At 59.3% G+C, this 20,113-nt stretch carries 18 protein-coding genes and 1 pseudogene; 7 read left to right on the forward strand and 12 right to left on the reverse strand.

Translation table 11 applies throughout. The annotated features are described in order from the left end of the window. The first annotated feature begins 41 nt into the window (after window positions 1-41). From AGR1_RS17135 to AGR1_RS17155, 5 genes are read left to right on the forward strand one after another with little or no spacing between them, the layout of a single operon-like run. Entirely contained in the window at window positions 42-1,016 is a 975-nt protein-coding gene (locus AGR1_RS17135; RefSeq protein WP_149147663.1) for a sugar ABC transporter permease, read from the forward strand. After that, window positions 1,013-1,846, forward strand: a complete 834-nt coding sequence (locus tag AGR1_RS17140) for a carbohydrate ABC transporter permease (RefSeq protein ID WP_149147664.1) — start codon at window positions 1,013-1,015, stop codon at window positions 1,844-1,846. The genes AGR1_RS17135 and AGR1_RS17140 overlap by 4 nt, the downstream gene beginning before the upstream one ends. Before the next feature lie 10 nt (window positions 1,847-1,856). Next, window positions 1,857-2,885 carry an ABC transporter ATP-binding protein gene (locus AGR1_RS17145; RefSeq protein WP_149147665.1) on the forward strand — a complete coding sequence of 343 codons (1,029 nt, stop codon included), beginning with the start codon at window positions 1,857-1,859 and terminating at the stop codon, window positions 2,883-2,885. Between the two features lie 58 nt (window positions 2,886-2,943). Continuing rightward, entirely contained in the window at window positions 2,944-3,729 is a 786-nt protein-coding gene (locus tag AGR1_RS17150; protein WP_080795872.1) for a ThuA domain-containing protein, read from the forward strand. 18 nt (window positions 3,730-3,747) lie between these two features. Continuing rightward, window positions 3,748-4,797, forward strand: a complete 1,050-nt coding sequence (locus AGR1_RS17155; protein WP_080795870.1) for a Gfo/Idh/MocA family oxidoreductase — start codon at window positions 3,748-3,750, stop codon at window positions 4,795-4,797. 102 nt (window positions 4,798-4,899) lie between these two features. On the opposite strand, the gene queE is transcribed toward AGR1_RS17155, so the two are convergent. The 9 genes from queE to AGR1_RS17200 form a co-directional block, all read right to left on the reverse strand. Then, window positions 4,900-5,655 carry a 7-carboxy-7-deazaguanine synthase QueE gene (gene queE, locus AGR1_RS17160; protein WP_080795868.1) on the reverse strand — a complete coding sequence of 252 codons (756 nt, stop codon included), beginning with the start codon at window positions 5,653-5,655 and terminating at the stop codon, window positions 4,900-4,902. Then, window positions 5,652-6,008 carry a 6-carboxytetrahydropterin synthase QueD gene (gene queD, locus AGR1_RS17165; RefSeq protein WP_149147666.1) on the reverse strand — a complete coding sequence of 119 codons (357 nt, stop codon included), beginning with the start codon at window positions 6,006-6,008 and terminating at the stop codon, window positions 5,652-5,654. The genes queE and queD overlap by 4 nt, the downstream gene beginning before the upstream one ends. After that, a complete protein-coding gene (gene queC / locus AGR1_RS17170; protein ID WP_080795861.1) occupies window positions 6,008-6,718 on the reverse strand; it encodes a 7-cyano-7-deazaguanine synthase QueC in 711 nt (236 codons plus the stop codon). The genes queD and queC overlap by 1 nt, the downstream gene beginning before the upstream one ends. A gap of 143 nt (window positions 6,719-6,861) precedes the next feature. Further along, entirely contained in the window at window positions 6,862-7,995 is a 1,134-nt protein-coding gene (locus tag AGR1_RS17175) for a Gfo/Idh/MocA family oxidoreductase (protein ID WP_149147667.1), read from the reverse strand. Window positions 7,996-8,019: 24 nt separating this feature from the next. Further along, a complete protein-coding gene (locus tag AGR1_RS17180) occupies window positions 8,020-8,784 on the reverse strand; it encodes a sugar phosphate isomerase/epimerase (protein ID WP_080795857.1) in 765 nt (254 codons plus the stop codon). Between the two features lie 55 nt (window positions 8,785-8,839). After that, on the reverse strand, window positions 8,840-9,928 hold the full coding sequence (ugpC, locus tag AGR1_RS17185) for a sn-glycerol-3-phosphate ABC transporter ATP-binding protein UgpC (protein ID WP_149147668.1): 1,089 nt from the start codon (window positions 9,926-9,928) through the stop codon (window positions 8,840-8,842). Window positions 9,929-9,933: 5 nt separating this feature from the next. After that, the gene (locus AGR1_RS17190) at window positions 9,934-10,875 is read right to left on the reverse strand and encodes a carbohydrate ABC transporter permease (RefSeq protein WP_080795851.1); all 942 of its coding nucleotides are present in this window, start codon (window positions 10,873-10,875) and stop codon (window positions 9,934-9,936) included. Then, the gene (locus AGR1_RS17195; protein ID WP_149147669.1) at window positions 10,868-11,770 is read right to left on the reverse strand and encodes a sugar ABC transporter permease; all 903 of its coding nucleotides are present in this window, start codon (window positions 11,768-11,770) and stop codon (window positions 10,868-10,870) included. The genes AGR1_RS17190 and AGR1_RS17195 overlap by 8 nt, the downstream gene beginning before the upstream one ends. 142 nt (window positions 11,771-11,912) lie before the next feature. Further along, window positions 11,913-13,145: an ABC transporter substrate-binding protein gene (locus AGR1_RS17200; protein ID WP_080795846.1), complete on the reverse strand. Its 1,233-nt coding sequence runs from the start codon at window positions 13,143-13,145 to the stop codon at window positions 11,913-11,915. A gap of 221 nt (window positions 13,146-13,366) precedes the next feature. On the opposite strand from AGR1_RS17200, the gene AGR1_RS17205 reads away from it, so the two are divergent. Continuing rightward, on the forward strand, window positions 13,367-14,089 hold the full coding sequence (locus tag AGR1_RS17205; protein WP_080795844.1) for a CPBP family intramembrane glutamic endopeptidase: 723 nt from the start codon (window positions 13,367-13,369) through the stop codon (window positions 14,087-14,089). A 69-nt stretch (window positions 14,090-14,158) separates the two neighbouring features. Here AGR1_RS17205 and AGR1_RS17210 read toward each other — a convergent pair whose 3' ends face one another. Continuing rightward, complete coding sequence (locus AGR1_RS17210) at window positions 14,159-15,589, reverse strand: mannose-1-phosphate guanylyltransferase/mannose-6-phosphate isomerase (RefSeq protein ID WP_149147670.1); 1,431 nt, start codon at window positions 15,587-15,589, stop codon at window positions 14,159-14,161. A 475-nt stretch (window positions 15,590-16,064) separates the two neighbouring features. Between AGR1_RS17210 and AGR1_RS17215 the strand changes: the two genes are divergently transcribed. After that, entirely contained in the window at window positions 16,065-18,353 is a 2,289-nt protein-coding gene (locus AGR1_RS17215) for an NADP-dependent malic enzyme (protein WP_080795840.1), read from the forward strand. A gap of 162 nt (window positions 18,354-18,515) precedes the next feature. Here AGR1_RS17215 and AGR1_RS29900 read toward each other — a convergent pair. After that, window positions 18,516-18,756: pseudogene (locus AGR1_RS29900) on the reverse strand (IS5/IS1182 family transposase); the annotation flags it as partial. Between the two features lie 44 nt (window positions 18,757-18,800). Beyond that, window positions 18,801-20,111, reverse strand: coding sequence for a xylose isomerase (xylA, locus tag AGR1_RS17220; RefSeq protein WP_149147671.1), 1,311 nt, complete (start codon window positions 20,109-20,111; stop codon window positions 18,801-18,803). Window positions 20,112-20,113: the final 2 nt, after the last annotated feature.

Here is a 20,113-nt window from a genome sequence, read left to right on the forward strand (position 1 = left end):
TCTTGCGACCGCTTCCCGCGCCCCAACCGCGAGATATCCCCATGAACGACATCGCCCTTCAAAGACCGGTCGCGGCATCCGGCGCCGGCTCCGACCTGCAATCGGAACGCCTGAAATCCGCCTGGCTGTTTCTGGCCCCCACTTTTCTGGTGCTTGCGCTGGTGGCCGGCTGGCCGCTGGTGCGCACCGTGTGGTTCAGCCTCACCGACGCTTCGCTCACCAATCTCGAAGGGGCTCAATTCGTCGGCCTCAAGAACTATTTCACCTGGATCACGCTCAGCAGCGGCCGCACCATTTATCGCGGCCTGCTTGCCGATCCCGCATGGTGGGGCGCGGTTCTCAACACGCTCAAATTCACCATCCTCTCGGTCAGCTTCGAAACCGTGCTAGGCCTCGTCGTCGCTCTGGTTCTGAACGCCGAGTTCAAAGGACGCGGCTTTGTGCGCGCCGCCATCCTCGTGCCATGGGCCATTCCGACCATCGTCTCGGCGCAGATGTGGGCGTGGATGCTGAACGACCAGTTCGGTATCCTGAACGACCTGCTCCTCAATCTCGGGTTGATCTCCCACAAGATCGCATGGACGGCCAATCCGGATACCGCAATGGTCGCCGTCCTGATCGTCGATATCTGGAAGACGACGCCGTTCATGGCGCTGCTCATTCTCGCCGGCCTGCAAATGGTGCCGAAGGACATGTATGAGGCGGCAAAGGTGGATGGCATCCACCCCGTCAAAGTGTTCTTCCGCGTTACCCTGCCGATGATCCGCCCGGCCCTCATGGTCGCCGTCATCTTCCGCATGCTGGATGCGATGCGCGTCTTCGACCTCATCTACATCCTGACGCCCAACAACGCCCAGACCCGCACCATGTCCGTGCTGGCGCGCGAGAACCTGTTCGATTTCGATAAGTTCGCTTACGGCGCTGCAGCTTCCACCATGCTGTTCCTCATCATCGCCTCGATCACGGTCGTCTATATGTGGCTCGGGCGCGTCAACACCGATGGAGCCGCGCGATGACCCTCACCGATATCGTCAAGACCACAGCCTTTTACGCCCTGGTCGCCATCATCATGGTGATCTCGGTCTTCCCGTTTTATTATGCGATCCTGACCAGCCTGAAATCCGGCTCTGCGCTGTTCCAGGTCAATTATTGGCCGCGTGACTTCTCGCTGACCAATTACAGCTTCGTCATCGGCAACGGCACGTTCCTGCGCAATCTCGGCAATTCGCTGTTCGTTGCATCGTCAGTCGTCGTGCTGTCGCTGTTCCTTGCGGTCACGGCATCCTATGCCCTGGCTCGGGTTCGCTTCCGTGGCCGCTCGCTGCTGCTGCTCACCATCCTGTCGGTTTCGATGTTCCCGCAGATCGCCGTGCTCGCCGGGCTATTCGAACTGATCCGCTGGGCGGGCATCTTCAACACGCCGCTGGCGCTGATCTTTTCCTACATGATCTTCACCCTGCCCTTCACGGTCTGGGTGCTGACAACCTTCATGCGCGACCTGCCGATCGAAATCGAGGAAGCGGCAATCGTCGATGGCGCAACGCCATGGGTGATCATCACACAGGTGTTCATGCCGCTGATGTGGCCGGCGCTCGTCACGACAGGGCTTCTCGCCTTCATCGCAGCGTGGAACGAGTTCCTCTTTGCGCTCACCTTCACCTCATCGAACGAGCAGCGCACGGTGCCGGTCGCCATCGCGCTCCTGTCGGGCGGCTCGCAGTTCGAAATCCCGTGGGGCACGATCATGGCGGCCTCCGTCATCGTCACCGCCCCGCTCGTCGTCCTCGTTCTGATCTTCCAGCGACGCATCATTTCCGGCCTGACCGCCGGCGGCGTCAAAGGCTAGGAGAAATCTCATGACCACCATTCAACTGCGCGATCTTCGCAAATCCTTTGGCGCCTTCGGTGTCATCAAGGGCATCGACATGGATATCCGCTCCGGCGAATTCATGGTCTTCGTTGGCCCATCCGGCTGCGGTAAATCCACGCTTTTGCGCCTCATCTGCGGGCTGGAGGAAATTACCAGTGGCACGCTTTCCTTCGACAGTGACACGGTGAACCGCCTGCCGCCCGCCAAACGCGGCGTCGCCATGGTCTTCCAGTCCTATGCGCTTTATCCGCACATGACCGTGTTCGAGAACATGGCCTTCGGCATGAAACTGTCGGGCGCGGACAAGGAGCAGCGTAAGAAGCGCGTCGAAGCGGCAGCCGAGATGCTGCAACTCACGCCGTATCTGGAGCGTCTGCCGAAGCAGCTTTCCGGCGGCCAGCGCCAGCGTGTCGCCATTGGCCGCGCCATCGTGCGCGATCCGAAGGTGTTCCTGTTCGACGAGCCGCTCTCCAACCTCGATGCGGCGCTGCGCGTCGCCACCCGTCTGGAAATCGCCAAGCTGCATCGCGAAATGCATGACACGACAATGATCTACGTTACCCACGATCAGGTGGAGGCGATGACGCTCGCCGACCGCATCTGCGTGCTGCGTGACGGTCGCGTCGAGCAGATCGGCACGCCGCTCGAGCTTTACGAGAGCCCTGTCAACACCTTCGTTGCAGGCTTCATCGGCTCGCCGAAGATGAACTTCCTCACTGGCAAATATGCCGAGACGGAAGGGGCTGCGACCATCGGCATTCGACCTGAACACATCACCATCGCCACCGAGGGCGACGGCTGGAGCGGCGAGATCGTGCATTCGGAAATGCTCGGATCGGACAGCTTCATCTATGTCGAAATTGGTGCCGGCGAACCCGTCGTCGTTCGCGAAGAAGGCGTGACCGACCGCAAGGCTGGTGAGCGCATCACGCTCGTGCCCGACGCGGCGCAGATCCACCGTTTCGACAATCAAGGCCAAGCACTTGCCCGCAATCCCGTGCGTGGCGCTGCCTGAAACTTCAACTTCTGCCGGGTTTCACCCAAGGTCCCGGCTTTCACCGAGGAGCATGACAATGACCATCAACACCGTTGTATGGGGCGAAAATATCCACGAACACATCAATGAAACGGTGCGTTCGATCTATCCGAACGGCATGCACAACACCATCGCCGATGCGCTGAACCAGGACGCCGAGATCAACGCCACGACGGCCACGCTGCAGGAGCCGGAACACGGACTGTCGCAGGAGCGGCTGGACAAGACGGACGTACTGGTCTGGTGGGGCCATAAGGATCACGGCGCGGTGCAGGACGAGATCGTCGAGCGTGTCGCCAAGCGCGTCTGGGAGGGCATGGGCCTGATCGTGCTGCATTCCGGCCACTTCTCCAAGCCGTTCAAGCGGCTGATGGGCACGCCCTGCGCATTGAAATGGCGTGAGGCGGGCGAACGCGAGCGTCTGTGGACCATCAATCCGCGCCACCCGATCGCTGCCGGCCTGCCAGAACATTTCGAGCTGGAAAACGAGGAAATGTACGGCGAGCAGTTCTCCGTGCCGGAGCCGCTCGAGACCGTCTTCATCTCCTGGTTCCAGGGCGGCGAAGTCTTCAGATCCGGCCTCACCTGGCGTCGCGGCGCCGGCAATATCTTCTATTTCCGCCCCGGCCATGAGACTTACCCGACCTATCACGACGCCAATGTCCAGAAGGTCATCAGCAATTCGGTGAAATGGGCCTATAATCCGGTTGGCGCTCTCAAGAGCATTCATGACGCTCCCAATGTTCCCGTCGACAAGGCGCTGGAGCCCATCGAAGAACGCGGCCCCAAGCTGCATCAGGCAGGCGAAGCAGGTTACAGGTAAGGGCTTGGAGATACTGGTATGAGACTTCTCATTCTTGGAACCGGCGGCATGGCCAACAACCATGCCACTTATTTCTCGCAAATCCCCGGCGTCGAACTGGTCGCGGCGGTGGATGTGGATGACGTGGTGGTGCGCGGCTTTGCGCTCCGCCACAACATCCCGCTCTCCTTCACCTCACTGGATGACGCCATCGCCTGGGGCGAATTCGATGCGGCAGCCAATGTCACGCCGGACGCGATCCACCACCCGACCAGCCTGAAGCTTCTGGCTGCGGGCAAACATGTCTTTTGCGAAAAGCCTCTGGCGGAAAACTACGCCAAGGCGGCCGAAATGGCCGATGCCGCCGAAAAGGCAGGCCTCGTCGCCATGGTCAACCTCACCTATCGCAACGTCGCACCCTTGCAGGCGGCGCGTGAAATGGTGTTGGCCGGTGAAATCGGCAAGGTGCGGCATCTGGAAGCCTCCTATCTCCAGAGCTGGCTCGTTTCCAAGGCCTGGGGCGACTGGATGACGGAGAGCAAGTGGCTGTGGCGGCTTTCCACCAAGCACGGCTCGAACGGCGTGCTCGGCGATGTCGGCATCCACATTCTCGACTTCGCCTCTTATGGCGCGGGCAGCGATGTGGAGCGCATCTTCACGCGTCTGAAGACCTTCGACAAATATGAGGGCAACAAGATCGGCGTCTACGACCTGGACGCCAATGACAGCTTTACCATGACCGCCGAACTTGAAAACGGCGCCATGGGCGTCATCCATGCCAGCCGCTGGGCGACGGGGCATCTGAACGAACTTCGTTTGCGCATCCATGGCGACAAGGGTGCTCTGGAAGTCATCCACACGCCTGACTATTCCAGCCTGCGCGCGTGCATCGGTGACGATGTGGAAAAGGCGATCTGGAAGACAATCGATGTCGACCCGGTGCCGACGAATTACGAAAAATTCGCCAAGGCCGTGATGGAAGGTGGCGTTGCCGATCCCGACTTCCGCCACGCCGCCAATCTGCAGAAGGTGCTCGATCTGTCGATCATTGCGGATCGGGAAAGGCGCGAGCTGGCCGTTTCGGCTTGAGTTGCAGGAGAGCGGCGGCGTAAGCTGCCGCCTCCAATACTGCAGCGTGTACTGTTATCTCCCGTCACCCCGAATCTAGCCCGGCATGACGGAGGTAATACCTCAAACGCCTCGCTTATTCCCCCACAACAGCACATGCAGCTGCGGCAGCACGCGGGCGGAAAACCAGCGGTCTTCGCTGACCTTGTCCACCAGCCACAACATCCGGTCCATCACCCCGTCGATATCCACGCGCGCATCGTCATCATCCGGCGGCGGCGGGGTATGGTTGCCGGGCTGGAGATAGACAGGCAGATGAGGGAACCGTGCGGATGCCGCCTTGGCATAGGCATAGTCCGCATCGTCGAACACGACGATCTTCAGCGCCACCTGCGGCCCCTCGCCAGCGGCGGTGAGACAGTCCTCAAAAGCCTGCCAGTCCGTTCCCATGCCGCTCGATGGCGGCTTCGGGCTCAGAACCAGATGGTCGAGATCGGCAAACCAGTCTTTGGCGATACTGCCCTGCGTTTCCAGCGCGAAACGATAGCCCTCGCCGCGTCCCTTCGCGATCAAAGCCCCAAGCGGCTGGATGGCGGGATTGCCGCCAGACAGCGAGACAGTCAGCGGCACACCGCCGGAAAGCCGCCGCACATCCCGCCAGATTGCGTCGACCGACATGGGTTTCCACGTGTCGCGATAATCGCTATCGACCGCGTGCAGCGTGTCGCACCAGGAACAGCGATAATCGCAGCCGCCGGTGCGAACGAAAACCGTCGGCAGACCGATCAGTAGACCTTCACCCTGAATGGTCGGCCCGAAGATTTCGCTGATGCGGATCGTGGTGTCCTTCGCTGCAATCTTGTGTGCAGCCGCCGTCATGGCCGGTATTCCGCCCAGGTCTTGGCAGTTTCGCTGACCCGCACGGCGCTGGTTTCCGGCAGGCGCTCCTTGCACCAGTCATAAAAATGCTTCGCCAGGCATTCCGCCGTCACCCGGTCATGGCCGAGAACATCATTCAGGTGGCGATGGTCGAACTTGTCGTCGATATAATGCTTCAGCGGTGCAAGCTCGTGATAGTCGCGCACGAAACCGTGCTCGTTCAGCGCTTCGCCCTTCAGTTCCACCTCGACGATGTAATTATGGCCATGCAGGCGATTGCACTGGTGATTCGATGGCAGGCTTTTCAGCTGGTGCGAGGCGGAGAAGTGAAATTCCTTGGTGATGCGGAACATCAGCGCACCTCCTGCGCCGCATAGGCATGGGTGGCCGCCACCCAGAAGTCCGGGTCCTCATAGTCGGTCGGGTCGGTAACACCGGCCAGATGAAAGGCCTCGCGCCGTTCCACGCAGGTGCCGCAGCGGCCGCAGTGGCGCAAGCCGCCCTTGTAACAGGACCATGTTTCACCGAAGGGCGTTCCATATTTTGCGCCATCGGTCACGATGGCCGCCTTGGAAACGGTGACGTAGGGCGCGAAGAGTTTCACATCGGCATAGCCTTCAAGCGCGTGCGCCTGCATGGCGTTGAAGCTGTCGATGAAGCCCGGCCGGCAATCGGGGTAGATGAAATGATCGCCACCGTGCACGGCAATCGCCACCGCATCCGCCTGCTGTGCGGCGGCGAGCCCGAAAGCAATGGTGAGCATGATGGCATTGCGGTTCGGCACCACGGTGGAGCGCATGGTCTCCTCCGCATAATGCCCATCCGGCACCTCCACATCATCGGTCAGTGCGGAACCGGTGAGGTGCGCGCCGATGGTTCTGATATCGATGATATGATGCGGCACGCCGAGCCGCCTGGCGCAATCGGCGGCAAAGTCCAGTTCCTTCCTGTGGCGCTGGCCATAGTCGAAGGAAACGAGAGCGAGAAGTTCATGTTCCGCTGCAATTTTATGCGCGAGCGAAACGGAGTCCAATCCGCCGGAGCAGATGACGATAGTTTTCATAATTTAGGATCCCTTGTTTTGACCGGGTGGGCTGCGACCGGATATGGCGCGGCTTTAAAGCAAAGCGAAGGGATTGTGAAGGGCTGCCGCGAAAACAGGAAAGCGGCGAAGTTGCCATCGCCGCTTTCCGCATCATAAACGCATTAGCGCAGCAGCGCCTGCGCCTCCTCGATGCCGAGGGCTGCCGGCTGTGTGCAGGTCGTTGTCATCTCAATGAAGCGGCCTTCCTCACCGGATTTCAGGATCGAGGTCATCACGTCGATACCGTGCAGGGAGCGATCCAGCGAGCAACGTGCATCACGGCCCTCCAGAATAGCAAACGCCATATCGGCAAGGCCGGCCGTACGGTAATTGGCGCGCGGGCCGTGGGGACTTTCCTGGTTGGAAATGCCGAACGGATGCGCCCAGTCTTCCAGCGGCTGGATATTCTTGTCTCGGCCGCTGGCTTCGACAACCCCGCCGAAGAAATTGGGGTCCGGCACGTAGATAGAGCCTTCCGTGCCGTAGAGTTCCATATTGGCGTGGCGGTGCGACCAGACATCCCAGCTGGCTGAAAGTGTGATCGTCGCACCGTTCACAAATTCCAGCAGCGCGTGGATATTGGTCGGCGTTTCGACGGGAATGACCTCGCCGTTCAGCGGCTGGCTGGTCACCGTACGGGTCGGATTGGCCATGCTTGTCAACGCGCCGACGCGCTTCACCGGACCTATGAGGTTGATGAGGTTGGCAACGTAATAGGGACCGAGATCGAGGATCGGCCCGCCGCCCTTGAGGAAGAAGAAGCCCGGATTGGGATGCCACATCTCCATGCCGGGGCTCATCACATGGCAGGTGCCTGACGTGATGCGCCCGACCTTGCCGTCATCGATATATTGCCGGGCAAGTTGATGCGCACCGCCGAGGAAAGTATCCGGGGCGCAGCCGACGGAGAGATTTTTCTCGCGGGCGATGCGCCGCAGCTCCTCACCCTCTTCCAGCGAAAGCACCAGCGGCTTTTCCGAATAAACGTGTTTTCCCGCCTCGAGGGCTGCTTTCGACACCGGAAAATGCGCGGCGGGAATGGTGAGATTCACCACCACATCGATATCCTTGTTGGCGAGCAGTTCCTCGATGGACTGCGCGACGACACCGAATTCCTCCGCCCTTAACTCCGCAGCATTGCGGTTGAGGTCGGCGCAGGCAAGCACCTTGATGCCCTTGAAGAGCGGTGCCAGGGAGAAATATGCAGACGAGATATTGCCGCATCCGATGATGCCGACGCCAAGATCTCTGGCCATGATGGAAACTCCGAAAATTGAAACTTAGTAGGTTTTGAAAGACGCAATCGAGCGGGTGATCAGTCGATCGATATCCTTGGGATTGTCGTGCTCGACCACGAAATGTTTGGTGGCCGATTTCGCCTTCAGCGCCGCGACGAGGCCTTTCCAGTCCACCGTGCCATGGCCGACATCGGCCCAGCCGTCCTCATCCGCATTCTCGCCAGCCGGCGCGATATCCTTGACATGCACGGCGGTGATACGCTTGCCATAGCTTTCGATCCAGGCGAGCGGATCGGCATTGCCTCTGATAATCCAGGCGATATCCGCCTCCCATTTCAGGTCCGGGCCACCGGCAAAAATCTGCTCCTGCGGGGTGGAGCCGTCGGCAAGCTGCTTGAATTCAAAGTCATGGTTATGCCAGCCGAAAGTCAGGCCGGCATCCACGAAGGGCTTTCCGGCCTCCTGCAGACGCTTGCCGAAGGCAAACCAGCCGGCGGCGTCTGTCGGGCGCTGGTCAGGCATCAGATAAGGGCAATAGATCGCCTCTACACCCAGAACCGTGGCAATATTGAGCGCCTTTTTCGGGTCGCCCTCGAGAAGATCGAGGCCGAAATGACCGGTCGGCATCGAAAGGCCGTTGGCTTCGAGTTCGGCGCGCAGGCCTTTTAGGCCTGGTTCATCCAGCGAAGCATACATCGCGCCATAACCCTCGACATGTTTATAACCCGCTGCCGAAAGCTTTTTCAGAATATCGGAAAAAGGCTGGAAGTTGCGGGCGCTGTAAAGCTGAAAACCGAGTTCTGTCATCGTCTCCTCCATAGAGATCTGGGTCTTGGGATTGTGTGGGGAAATCGGAGCCGTTCTAGAGCCGCTCCTCGCTTTGCGCGTCGAACAGTGAGGCCATCGTCATGTCGAGGCCGAGGCGCACCTTCGTGCCCGGCGAGAACCGCCTGTGGCCGCCGACGCGGACGGACATGGTGTGCCCGGCATGTTTCAGCCAGATCAGATTGTCCGCACCCATCGGCTCCTCGATATCGACGATCGCCTCATGCACTTCGCCGCCGACGATATCGGCATCGACGCGCACATGTTCCGGGCGCACCCCGAGAACGACGGCGCGGCCGGCGGCCAGCGGTGTTTCCGCATGATAACCGTCCAGCGCGAACGTCACGCCGTTGGTGGTGAAGACCACCTTGCCGTCCTTTTCGATCAACTCGCCGCGCAGAAAATTCATCGAGGGGGAACCGATGAAACCGGCGACAAAGAGGTTCCGCGGTTTGTTGTAGATGGTGACGGGGTCTGCCAACTGCTGGATGACGCCGCTCTTCATGATGGCGATGCGATCCGCCAGCGTCAGCGCCTCGATCTGGTCGTGCGTCACATAGATCATGGTGTTCTTCAGCGACTGGTGCAGCCGCTTGATCTCGACGCGTAATTCCGAGCGTAGCTTGGCGTCGAGGTTCGAGAGCGGCTCGTCGAACAGGAACACATCCACATCGCGCACCAGCGCCCGACCGATCGCCACGCGCTGGCGCTGGCCGCCGGAAAGCTCGGCGGGCTTGCGCTTCAACAATGGCTCGATCTGCAAAATGCCCGCCGCCCTTTTGACGCGACGGTCGATCTCCTCCTTCGGCACCTTGGCGACCTGAAGGCCGAAGGACAGGTTCTTTTCCACCGTCATCTGCGGATAAAGCGCATAGGACTGGAACACCATGCCAATGCCGCGATCCTTAGGCTCTTCCCAGGTGACGTTGCGGTCCTTGATGTATATCTGTCCGTCGGTCGGTTCCAGAAGCCCGGCAATACAGTTGAGAAGGGTCGACTTGCCGCAGCCGGAAGAGCCGAGCAGCACGAGGAATTCGCCGTCGTAAATATCGAGATTGAGGTCTTTCAGCACGGCAACGGCGCCGAATGACAGGGAAAGATCGTGGATGGAAACGCTTTTGTTCATATAGCTCAACCTTTTACTGCGCCGGCGGCAATGCCGCGGACGAAAAGTCTGCCGGAAACGAAATAAACGAACAGCGGCACGGCCCCGGTCAGAAGCGTGGCGGCCATGTTGACGTTGTATTCCTTCACGCCCTGCACGGAGTTGACGATGTTATTGAGCTGCACCGTCATCGGGTAATATTCCGGCCGGGTGAAGACAACACCGAACAGGAAGTCGTTCCAGATGCCGGTCACCTGCAGGATCATCGCCACGACGAAGATCGGCAGCGACATGGGCAGCATGATGCGGAAATAGATTTGCCAGAAGTTCGCGCCGTCGATGCGCGCCGCCTTGAACAATTCTTCCGGCAGCGAAGCGAAATAGTTGCGAAACAGCAACGTCAGGATCGGCATGCCGAAGATGGTGTGCACGATGACGAGGCCGGTCAGCGTGCCATAGACACCCATTTCCCGCAGCACGATGACGATCGGATAGATCATTACCTGATAGGGGATGAAGGCGCCGATGATGAGGATCGAGAAAAACAGTTCCGATCCCTTGAACTTCCAATTCGCCATCGCGTAGCCGCTGACGGAAGCGACGATGATGGAAATGACCACCGATGGTACGAGAATGCGCACGGAGTTCCAGAACCCACGCGAAAGCCCGTCGCAGTTAAGCCCGGTGCAGGCGTTCGCCCAGGCTTTCACCCAGGGTTCGAAAGTGATTTCCACCGGCGGCGCGAAGATGTTGCCGAGCCGGATTTCCGGCATGCCTTTCAGCGAGGTCACGACCATCACGTATAGCGGCAGCAGGTAATAGGCGGCGGCGACAAACAGCGTGCCGTAAAGAATGATGTTGCGGCGTGAAAAGGTTTTCCTCGGTTTCCTGCCGCGAGGACCGGAAAGGTCCGGGGCAACCGCATCGCTGGCGGCGACAACCGTGTTCAATGTGCTGATATTAGCCACGCTTCTTGCCTCCGAATTCGAGGTAGGCCCATGGGATGACGATGATCGCGACCGTCAGGAGCATCATTGTGGAGGCGGCGAAGCCCTGTCCCAGGTTCTGCGCCTGGAACATGTAGTCATAGACATATTTCGCCGGCACTTCGGACGCGATGCCCGGCCCGCCGCTCGTCTGCGCCACCACCAGATCGTAAACCTTGACGATGCCGCTGGCGATGATGACCAGCGTGGTGATGAAGACCGGCCGCATCATGGGAATGATGATGAGAATATAAGTCTTCCACATCGGAATGCCGTCGACGCGCGCCGCTTTCCAGATATCCTCGTCAATGCCGCGAAGACCGGCGAGCATCAGGCACATGACGAGCCCCGTGCCCTGCCAGAGCGCGGCAATCAGGATGCCGTAGATGACGATCTGGGAATTATAGAGCGGATCAAAAGTAAAGCTCTCCCAGCCCATCGAGCGGACCACGGACTGGACGCCGAATTCCGGGTTCAGCAGCCATTGCCAGACTAGGCCGGTGACGATGAAGGACAGGGCGAAGGGATAAAGGAAGATCGTGCGGAAGGTGTTTTCAAAGCGGATCTTCTGATCCATCAGCGCCGCCAGCACAAAGCCGATAACGAGGCTGAAAATCAGCGATAGAATACCGTAGATCGCCAGGTTCTGGATGGAGACGATCCAGCGTGGTGCTGCCCACAAACGCTCATATTGATCGAAGCCGATAAAGCTTGCCCGCGGCAGAAGCTTGGAATTGGTGAAGGAATAAACCACCGTCCAGATCGTGCCGCCGAGGAAAATCACCATGGCGGTTAGGATCATGGGAATGGAGGCAATCTTGGAATTGAGATTGCGGAAAAGCTGGTTGGGGCGCCCTGAGCGCGCTTGACCTGCCATGTTACCTCCTCCTGTAACGTTACAGTTAGCGGTCAGGCAAAAGCCTCGCCGCATGAAACCCCTGCCTGTACTAGTGATTTTGCACAGGCAGGACGCTGGAAGGGAAAGCGTCGAAGCGCTTTCCCACCCGGAGAGATCACAATCAGTCCGCCGAACCGATAATGTCTGCGAAGCGCTTCTGCCCGTCTTCCGCCGACATCGAGCCCGCGAAGAACTCCGCCATCAGGTCTTCCTTCTGTTTCTGCGTATCGGCAGAAATCAGCTGGTCGGTGCTGGTCAGCGCATTGCCCTTGGCCAGAATTGCCAGACCCTTTTTCATGCAGTCATTGGCTGCATTGAGGTCGACGTCGCCGCGGATCGGCAGCGAGCCTTTCTTCAGGTTAAAGGCAACCTGCGTTTTCGGATCGACGATCGTTGCGGCAAGAACGTCCTGCGCCTTGGTTTTCGCCTCGTCCTTCAAAACAGGGAAATAAAAGGCGTCGCCACCCGTGGTGAGGTATTCACTAAGACCAAGACCGGGAAGGCAGGAATAGTCCGTGCCGGCTTTCTGGTTGGCAAGCTGGAATTCACCCTGCGCCCAGTCCCCCATGATCTGGCCGCCGGCCTTGCCGGTGATAACCATGTTGGTGGCCTGGTTCCAGTCCTGAACATTGGTGCCCTTGGCCATGTCGCGCGCCTCGACGGCAGCCGCGAAAATCTTCGCCATCTCAGGCCCGGCTGCAGTCTCGGCATCCTTGTCGCCGTAGACTTTCTGATAAAGGTCCTTGCCACCGAGCGAAAGCGTCAGCGTGTCGAACAGGCCGTTGGCCTGCCAGGCCTGCCCACCGAGCGCGAGCGGCTGGATACCGGCCTTTTTCAGCGCCGGTGCGGCGGCGACAAATTCCGTCCAGTTCTTCGGAACTTCAACGCCCGCCTTCTTGAAGGCTTCATTGGAAAGCCACAGCCATTGCCAGGAGTGGATGTTGACCGGCGCGCAATAAATCTTGCCGTCGATGGTGCAGCTGTCAAGCAGGCTCGCAGGCTTGATGACGTCTTTCCAGTTGCCCTTTGCAGCAACATCGGACAGGTCGCGCATCAGGCCCGCCTGAACGAGCTCTTCCGCCTGCCGGCCGTGGTTGAACTGGGTCGCACCCATCGGGTCACCGCCGGTGATGCGGCTGATCATGATCGGCCGGGCCGTGCCGCCCGAACCGGCAATCGCGCCGTCCACCCATTTGTTACCGGTGGCGTCGAAAGCCTTGGCCAATTCGGCGACCGCGGCGGCTTCGCCGCCCGATGTCCACCAATGGGTCACCTCAAGATCGGTGGCCCCGGCGATACCCGCCGGAATCATAACGCTGGCCAAAAAGGCCGTAGAAATAACACGCATTCGCATGAGTCTCCTCCCTCACTGAAACGTTGCAGTTGGAACGTATGCGAAGATTTTTGATTAGGCAACCGTCAAAAATACAAATCTCACAGCGCCTTCAGGAGGTATTTTGAACGATTGCAAAATGCGCCGGATAGGCGGGCGGCACAGGGATTGCACTGCGTAATCCACATGCAATGCCAGTCGTTTACAAAACCTCATAGGGAGAAAAACAGGTGAAGAACAGTATGAAGCGCTGGCATATTCTATTGGTTATCGGACTAACTGGCGTCGCATCGCTTTTATTGGCGACATTGGAGCAGTTGGTACCGGGACAGCAACTTTCATTCGGAATGCGCCTGCTGATCCTCATCCAGCCAGCAATATTGACCATTGCGGCGGTGGCGGCCGGTCAGTCTGTCGCCCCTAGGCTCAGACTTGGCGCTCCGTTGATCGACAGCTGGTTAAAGGGTTACAGCACGCTGGCAGTTCTGCGAAGGCAGGCACCGCCCGCACTTGTCGCGGGGATTGCCATCGGCCTTATGATGATCACCTATTCATCAGCGATCCTGCCATTAGTCACAGATGCGGCCACCATGGCAAAAATGACCGCTTTTAATGTCCCGCTGGCGACCAGGATTCTCTATGGCGGGATTACGGAGGAGCTACTGACCCGATGGGGCCTGATGTCGTTTTTCGCATGGGCGCTCTGGCGCATGACGGGAAGAGCACAGATTCGGCCGGTGATTTTTTGGGCCGCAATTCTTATGACAGCGGCGCTCTTCGCCGCTGGTCACCTGCCGTTTCTGTTTGCGATTGTCGGTCGGCCGCAAGCGGCGCTGATACTTACAGTATTGCTCGCCAATTTTATTCCCGGCCTGCTGTTTGGATGGCTTTTCTGGCGCCGGGGGCTGGAAGCGGCGATGCTTTCCCATGCCCTTGCCCATTGCGTGAACGCGCTGCTCTCCTGAGCCGGGAAAGTGAGGCGAACGACTGACTGTGCGCCTCCTCTTCTCCAAACCTTCGGCGCTGCCGCAAGTCTATTGCCTTTTATAATCATCCTCGATGCGAATGACATCATCCTCGCCGATATAGGCTCCGGTCTGGATTTCGACCAGTTCGAGCGGAATCTGCCCCTCATTGGCAAGCCGATGTGACTCGCCGATCGGGATGTAAACCGACTGGTTTTCCGTCAGCAGACGGGTTTCCTCGCCAATCGTCACCGTCGCCGTGCCTTTGACGACGATCCAGTGTTCCGAGCGGTGATAATGTTTCTGGAATGAGATGCGGTGGCCGGGATCGACCGTGATGTGGCCGACCCGGTAACGCTCGTCCACATACATGTGTTCGATATAGCCCCAGGGGCGATAGACCCGCTTGTGGGTCTGCGTCTGCGGCGCGTGTTCGCCGTTCTTCAGCGTCTCCACCAGACCCTTCACGTCCTGCACCCGGTTTTTCGGCACCACGAGAACCGCATCCTTGGTGGCCACGACAACCATGTCCCTGGCGCCCACCACCGTCGTCAGCAATTGCGTCGAATGGATGAGGCAGCCTTCGGAATCGATGAAAACGCCATTGCCTTCCAGCGCATTGTCATTGCCGCGCTTGTCGGCGATCTCCCAGATCGCATCCCAGCTGCCGATATCCGACCAGCGGAAATGGCCGTGCACCACCGCCATGCGCCTGGTCTTCTCGATCACCGCATAGTCGATGGAATTTTTCGGCGAAGCCTCGAAGCTTTCCTGATGCAGGCGCACGAAACCCAGATCGCTCTCATATTGCTCGACGGCCTGCGTCACCGCCGCCAGGATCTCCGGGGCGAAGGCCTTCAACTCGGCGATCATCACATCGGAACGGAACAGGAAGTTGCCGGAATTCCAGAGATAGCCTTTTTCCAGATAGGAAATCGCCGTCTTCATGTCGGGCTTTTCCACGAAGGCCTCGACGGCGCTCAGGTCTTCCTCGCCATCGATCGCCTCGCCCGGCTTGATATAACCGTAGGAGGTGCGCGGTTCGGTCGGCACCAGGCCGAAGACGACGATATTACCGTGATCGGCGGCCTTTGCGCCGAGTTTCACGGCGTCGGAGAACTTGTCGGCATCGAGCACCACATGATCGGCGGCAAGCGCCAACACCAGGCATCCGGGTTCACGGCGCTCGGCCAGCACGGCGGCGGCGGCCATGGCGGCGGCACTGTCGCGGCGTGCGGGCTCCAGCACCACCGTCGCCGGCAGATCGATTTCTTCCGCCTGACGGCGGGCGAAGAAACGGAAATCCTCGTTCGTGATCACCAACGGCTCGGCATAAAGGCTCTTGTCGCCCACCCGCTGCAACGTTTGTTGATAGGTCGAAAGATTGCCAACCAGCGGCTGGAACTGCTTGGGCAACTGATCGCGCGAGACAGGCCAAAGACGAGAGCCCGCACCGCCAGCCAGAAGAACCGGCGTGATCTTTCGAGTATGTTCCTTCACGGCAAAACCTTTCCAATATCAAAAATTTTCCGGCGCGCCGGACAATATACATATTTCCCAATGCCGCCATCATCGGTTTGCGAGCGGGCAAGCGCAAGCTCATAAATTCGCCTTGTGAAAGCTTGGTGAATGAGCAACAGGGCATTTGGAGGACATGTCGATTGCCCGGGGACCCGTTTCGCTAACGCGACATGGCTTGCGAGGTTCCACAGAACTCGCCACGCAAATGCCCACGAGGATCGCGGCAATTGCACCACCCACGGATCCGCATCTGCGGTCGAGCGGTGGCGCGCGGGCCCGCTAATCCAGCAACGGGTCAAGAACGTCGACTTAATCGATTGAATCCGGCCGCAAATTTCATCACGCTTAAATTTGCTGCACTGAACAACATTCAAGACTTGGCAGACGCGCGAAAAATACAATAACAACGGCGGATATTTTTACAATGTTATCGACACGAAAGCACGTTCAGCCCATGTCCGACACGACGAAGCCCGCCAGCACAAGAACATCGGTTACGGATCAGGAAGCCCTGGATTTTCACGCTCAAGGCAGGCCGGGGAAACTGGAAATTACCCCGACCAAACCGATGGCGACGCAGCGGGACCTGTCACTCGCCTATTCGCCTGGCGTGGCCGTGCCGGTGAAAGCCATCGCCGAAAATCCGGCGACCGCTTATGACTATACCACGCGCGGCAACATGGTTGCGGTCATCTCCAACGGCACCGCCATCCTCGGTCTCGGCAATCTCGGCGCGCTCGCCTCCAAGCCGGTGATGGAAGGCAAGTCGGTCCTTTTCAAGCGCTTCGCCGATGTCGATTCCATCGATCTCGAGGTCGATACCGAGGATGCCGATGAGTTCATCAATTGCGTACGTTACCTCGGCCCCTCTTTCGGCGGCATCAATCTCGAAGACATCAAGGCGCCGGAATGTTTCATCATCGAAAGCCGCCTGCGCGAGCTGATGGACATTCCCGTTTTCCATGACGACCAGCACGGCACCGCCATCATCGCCGCCGCCGGCCTCATCAACGCCATCGAGTTGACGGGCCGCGATTTCAAGACCACCAAGCTCGTCTGCAACGGCGCGGGCGCTGCGGCAATCGCCTGCATGGACCTCATCAAGGCCATGGGGTTCAACCCTGAAAACATCACGCTCTGCGATACCAAGGGCGTGATCTATCAGGGCCGTACGGAAGGCATGAACCAATGGAAATCCGCCCATGCGGTGAAAACCAACAATCGCACACTGGCGGAAGCCATGAAGGGTGCGGATGTGGTGTTTGGTCTTTCGCAGAAGGGCGCTTTCAGCGAAGAGATGATCCGCTCCATGGCGCCGAAGCCGATCATCTTCGCCATGGCCAACCCGGACCCGGAAATCACACCCGAAGAAGTGTCACGCATTCGCGACGACGCCATCATGGCCACCGGGCGTTCGGACTACCCGAACCAGGTCAATAACGTCCTCGGCTTTCCCTATATCTTCCGCGGCGCGCTCGATGTTCGCGCCAGCCAGATCAACGATGCGATGAAGATCGCAGCGGCACAGGCGCTGGCCGATCTTGCTCGCGAGGATGTGCCTGACGATGTGGCCGCCGCCTATCAGGGCAACCGTCCACGCTTCGGGTCGCAATACATCATTCCGGTTCCCTTCGATCCGCGCCTGATCTCGGCAATTCCTGTGGCCGTCGCGAAAGCGGCGATTGAAACCGGCGTCGCCCGCCGGGAGCTGCCCGATCTCGATGCCTATGCCCGCGAGCTTTCCGCCCGCCGCGACCCGATGGCTTCCACCACGCAGCGCCTTTACGAACGGGTGCGCCGCTCGCCCAAGCGGGTCGTTTTTGCGGAAGCCGAAGAAGAACAGGTCATGCGCGCGGCGATTTCCTTCACCGCGCAGGGCCTCGGCACCGCCATCCTGCTCGGCCGTGACGACATCATCCGGGCCAATGCGGAACGCGCCGGCATCGATCTCGACCGCGCCAATATCGAGATCACCAATGCGCGCCTTTCCAGCCGTGTCGATGCCTATGTCGATTACCTTTATGCGCGCCTGCAGCGCGGCGGTTTCCTGCTACGCGACGTGCAGCGTCTGGTCCACAACGACCGCAACCATTTCGCCGCGTGCATGGTGGCGATGGGCGATGCGGACGCCGTGGTCACCGGCGTGACCCGCAACTACTCCACGGCGCTGGAAGATATCCGCCGTTGCATCAACACAAAGCCCGGCCATCGCGTCATCGGCGTTTCGCTGGTGGTCTCGCGCAACCGCACCGTCTTCGTTGCCGATACGGCCGTGCACGATATGCCGAATGCGGAGGACCTGGCGGATATCGCCGAAGAGGCCGCCCACCTTGCACGCCGTTTCGGTTACGAACCGCGCGTTGCCATGCTCGCCTATTCCACTTTCGGCCAGCCGGTCGGCGAACGCTCCGACAAAGTACGTGAGGCCGTGAAAATCCTCGACAAGCGCAACGTCAATTTCGAGGTCGATGGCGAAATGTCGGCCGATATAGCACTCAACCATCACCGCATGCAGAGCCAGTATCCGTTCGCGCGCCTTTCCGGCCCGGCCAATGTGCTGGTCATGCCCGCCATCCATTCCGCCTCCATCTCCACCAAGATGCTGCAGGAACTGGGCGGCGCGACCGTCATCGGCCCGCTTCTCGTCGGCCTCGACAAGTCGGTGCAGATCACCTCGATGGGCGCGAAGGACAGCGACATCGTTAACATGGCGGCAATCGCGGCCTACAACGCCGGTCGTTGAAACGAGCCATGAGGTTGCAGTACGTTTCTTCGCACCGGCGAGGCACGTTGCAATATCCATCGCCTGACCACTTTCTGGTCTGGAGATTTTGGAAACGTATCAGTCGCCCGCCTCTGTTTGAGGCGGGCTTTTTCGTGGTCTTGAGGATGGTTTGAGTGGATTTCAGGCCCGGAGAGGCCTTGTTGGCGTCGGCAATGTCACCCAGAGGGGCATGTTGAAGGCCACCGCTAGCAGGACTTGCGCCTTTATCTTGAGGATCCCACGGTAGCGGATCACGACGGGGGTCAATACGGTTCTTCAGTGTGGCAAATGTCGTTTCCACTGCCGCCCGACACTTCAATATCATCAGGTTAAGGCGGGCAAGACGCGGCGTCAGAACACGGTGACGCCGGTTCGGCCGACGTGCTGGCGATGGGGGCAACGTTACCGTCACCCCCGACATTCCCGTCAAACGTAACGATTGACCACGTTTTCCAGATACTCCTGACGACCGGACTTCGGCTCAGGATTGATATCGTCGCGCTCGACCATCGCTGCGATCTCTTCGAGCTTCAGCTCGCCGCGCAGCATCTTCTGGGCTTCCGGGGAATCCCACTTCGCGTAACGCTCGGAAAGCGGCTTCGACAGCGCGCCGTCCTCGATCATCTTCGCGGCTGCCTTCAGGCCACGGGCGCAGCAATCCATGCCGCCGATATGGCCGATCAGCAGATCCTGCGGATCGAGCGATTGACGACGCAGCTTGGAATCGAAGTTGGTGCCGCCATTCTTGAAGCCGCCACCGGCCAGAACATGGTAATAAGCGAGCGCCATTTCCGGCACGTTGTTGGGGAACTGGTCGGTATCCCAGCCGGACTGGTAGTCGTTGCGGTTCATGTCGATGGAGCCGAAAATGCCGAAGGCGTTGGCCATGGCGAGTTCGTGCTCGAAGGAATGGCCGGCGAGGATGGCATGGCCCTGCTCGATATTGACCTTCACTTCCTTGTCCAGACCGTTCTTCTGCAGGAAGGCATAAACGGTGGCGACATCGTAATCGTACTGGTGCTTGGTCGGCTCCTGCGGCTTCGGCTCGATCAGGATCGTGCCTTCGAAGCCGATCTTGTATTTGTACTCCACCACCAGATTGAGGAAGCGGCCGAGCTGGTCGAGTTCACGCGACAGATCGGTGTTGAGCAGCGTTTCATAACCTTCACGACCGCCCCACAGAACATAGTTGGCGCCGCCGAGCTTTTTGGTGGCATCCATGCAGGTCTTCACCGTGGCTGCGGAGAAGGCGAAGACGTCAGGATCAGGATTGGTCGCAGCACCGGACATGAAGCGGCGGTTGGAGAAGAGGTTTGCCGTGCCCCACAGCAGCTTCACGCCAGTATCGGCCTGCTTCTGTGCGAAATAATCGACGATCTCGTTGAGGTTCTTGGTGTTTTCCGCGAAGTTCTTGCCTTCCGGGCGCACATCGGCGTCATGGAAGCAATAGAACGGCGAACCGAGCAGCGAGAAGAATTCGAACGCCACGTCCGCCTTCAGTTTCGCGGCCTGCATGCTGTCTTCGAACCACGGGCGCTGAAAGGTCTGGCCGCCGAAGGGGTCACCACCCGGCCAGGTGAAGGTGTGCCAATAGGCGACCGCAAAACGCAGATGGTCTTCCATGCGCTTGCCGGCGACGATTTCGTCGGGGTTGTAATGGCGGAAGGCCAGCGGATTGGTGCTGTCGGGGCCTTCATATTTGATCTTGGCGATATCGCCGAAGAAGCCTGTGCTCATTG

Source organism: Agrobacterium sp. B1(2019) (assembly GCF_008274755.1).
In the GTDB taxonomy this organism is placed as follows: domain Bacteria; phylum Pseudomonadota; class Alphaproteobacteria; order Rhizobiales; family Rhizobiaceae; genus Agrobacterium; species Agrobacterium salinitolerans.

Excerpts from the sequence above, each read along its gene's own strand:
- queC (WP_080795861.1), bottom strand. The coding sequence starts at position 6,718 with ATGAAAACTATCGTCATCTGCTCCGGCGGATTGGACTCCGTTTCGCTC.
- xylA (WP_149147671.1), bottom strand. The coding sequence starts at position 20,111 with ATGAGCACAGGCTTCTTCGGCGATATCGCCAAGATCAAATATGAAGGC.
- ugpC (WP_149147668.1), bottom strand. The coding sequence starts at position 9,928 with ATGAACAAAAGCGTTTCCATCCACGATCTTTCCCTGTCATTCGGCGCC.
- AGR1_RS17135 (WP_149147663.1), top strand. The coding sequence starts at position 42 with ATGAACGACATCGCCCTTCAAAGACCGGTCGCGGCATCCGGCGCCGGC.
- AGR1_RS17175 (WP_149147667.1), bottom strand. The coding sequence starts at position 7,995 with ATGGCCAGAGATCTTGGCGTCGGCATCATCGGATGCGGCAATATCTCG.
- AGR1_RS17205 (WP_080795844.1), top strand. The coding sequence starts at position 13,367 with ATGAAGCGCTGGCATATTCTATTGGTTATCGGACTAACTGGCGTCGCA.
- AGR1_RS17140 (WP_149147664.1), top strand. The coding sequence starts at position 1,013 with ATGACCCTCACCGATATCGTCAAGACCACAGCCTTTTACGCCCTGGTC.
- AGR1_RS17200 (WP_080795846.1), bottom strand. The coding sequence starts at position 13,145 with ATGCGAATGCGTGTTATTTCTACGGCCTTTTTGGCCAGCGTTATGATT.
- AGR1_RS17150 (WP_080795872.1), top strand. The coding sequence starts at position 2,944 with ATGACCATCAACACCGTTGTATGGGGCGAAAATATCCACGAACACATC.
- queE (WP_080795868.1), bottom strand. The coding sequence starts at position 5,655 with ATGACGGCGGCTGCACACAAGATTGCAGCGAAGGACACCACGATCCGC.
- AGR1_RS17195 (WP_149147669.1), bottom strand. The coding sequence starts at position 11,770 with ATGGCAGGTCAAGCGCGCTCAGGGCGCCCCAACCAGCTTTTCCGCAAT.
- queD (WP_149147666.1), bottom strand. The coding sequence starts at position 6,008 with ATGTTCCGCATCACCAAGGAATTTCACTTCTCCGCCTCGCACCAGCTG.
- AGR1_RS17145 (WP_149147665.1), top strand. The coding sequence starts at position 1,857 with ATGACCACCATTCAACTGCGCGATCTTCGCAAATCCTTTGGCGCCTTC.
- AGR1_RS17180 (WP_080795857.1), bottom strand. The coding sequence starts at position 8,784 with ATGACAGAACTCGGTTTTCAGCTTTACAGCGCCCGCAACTTCCAGCCT.
- AGR1_RS17215 (WP_080795840.1), top strand. The coding sequence starts at position 16,065 with ATGTCCGACACGACGAAGCCCGCCAGCACAAGAACATCGGTTACGGAT.
- AGR1_RS17155 (WP_080795870.1), top strand. The coding sequence starts at position 3,748 with ATGAGACTTCTCATTCTTGGAACCGGCGGCATGGCCAACAACCATGCC.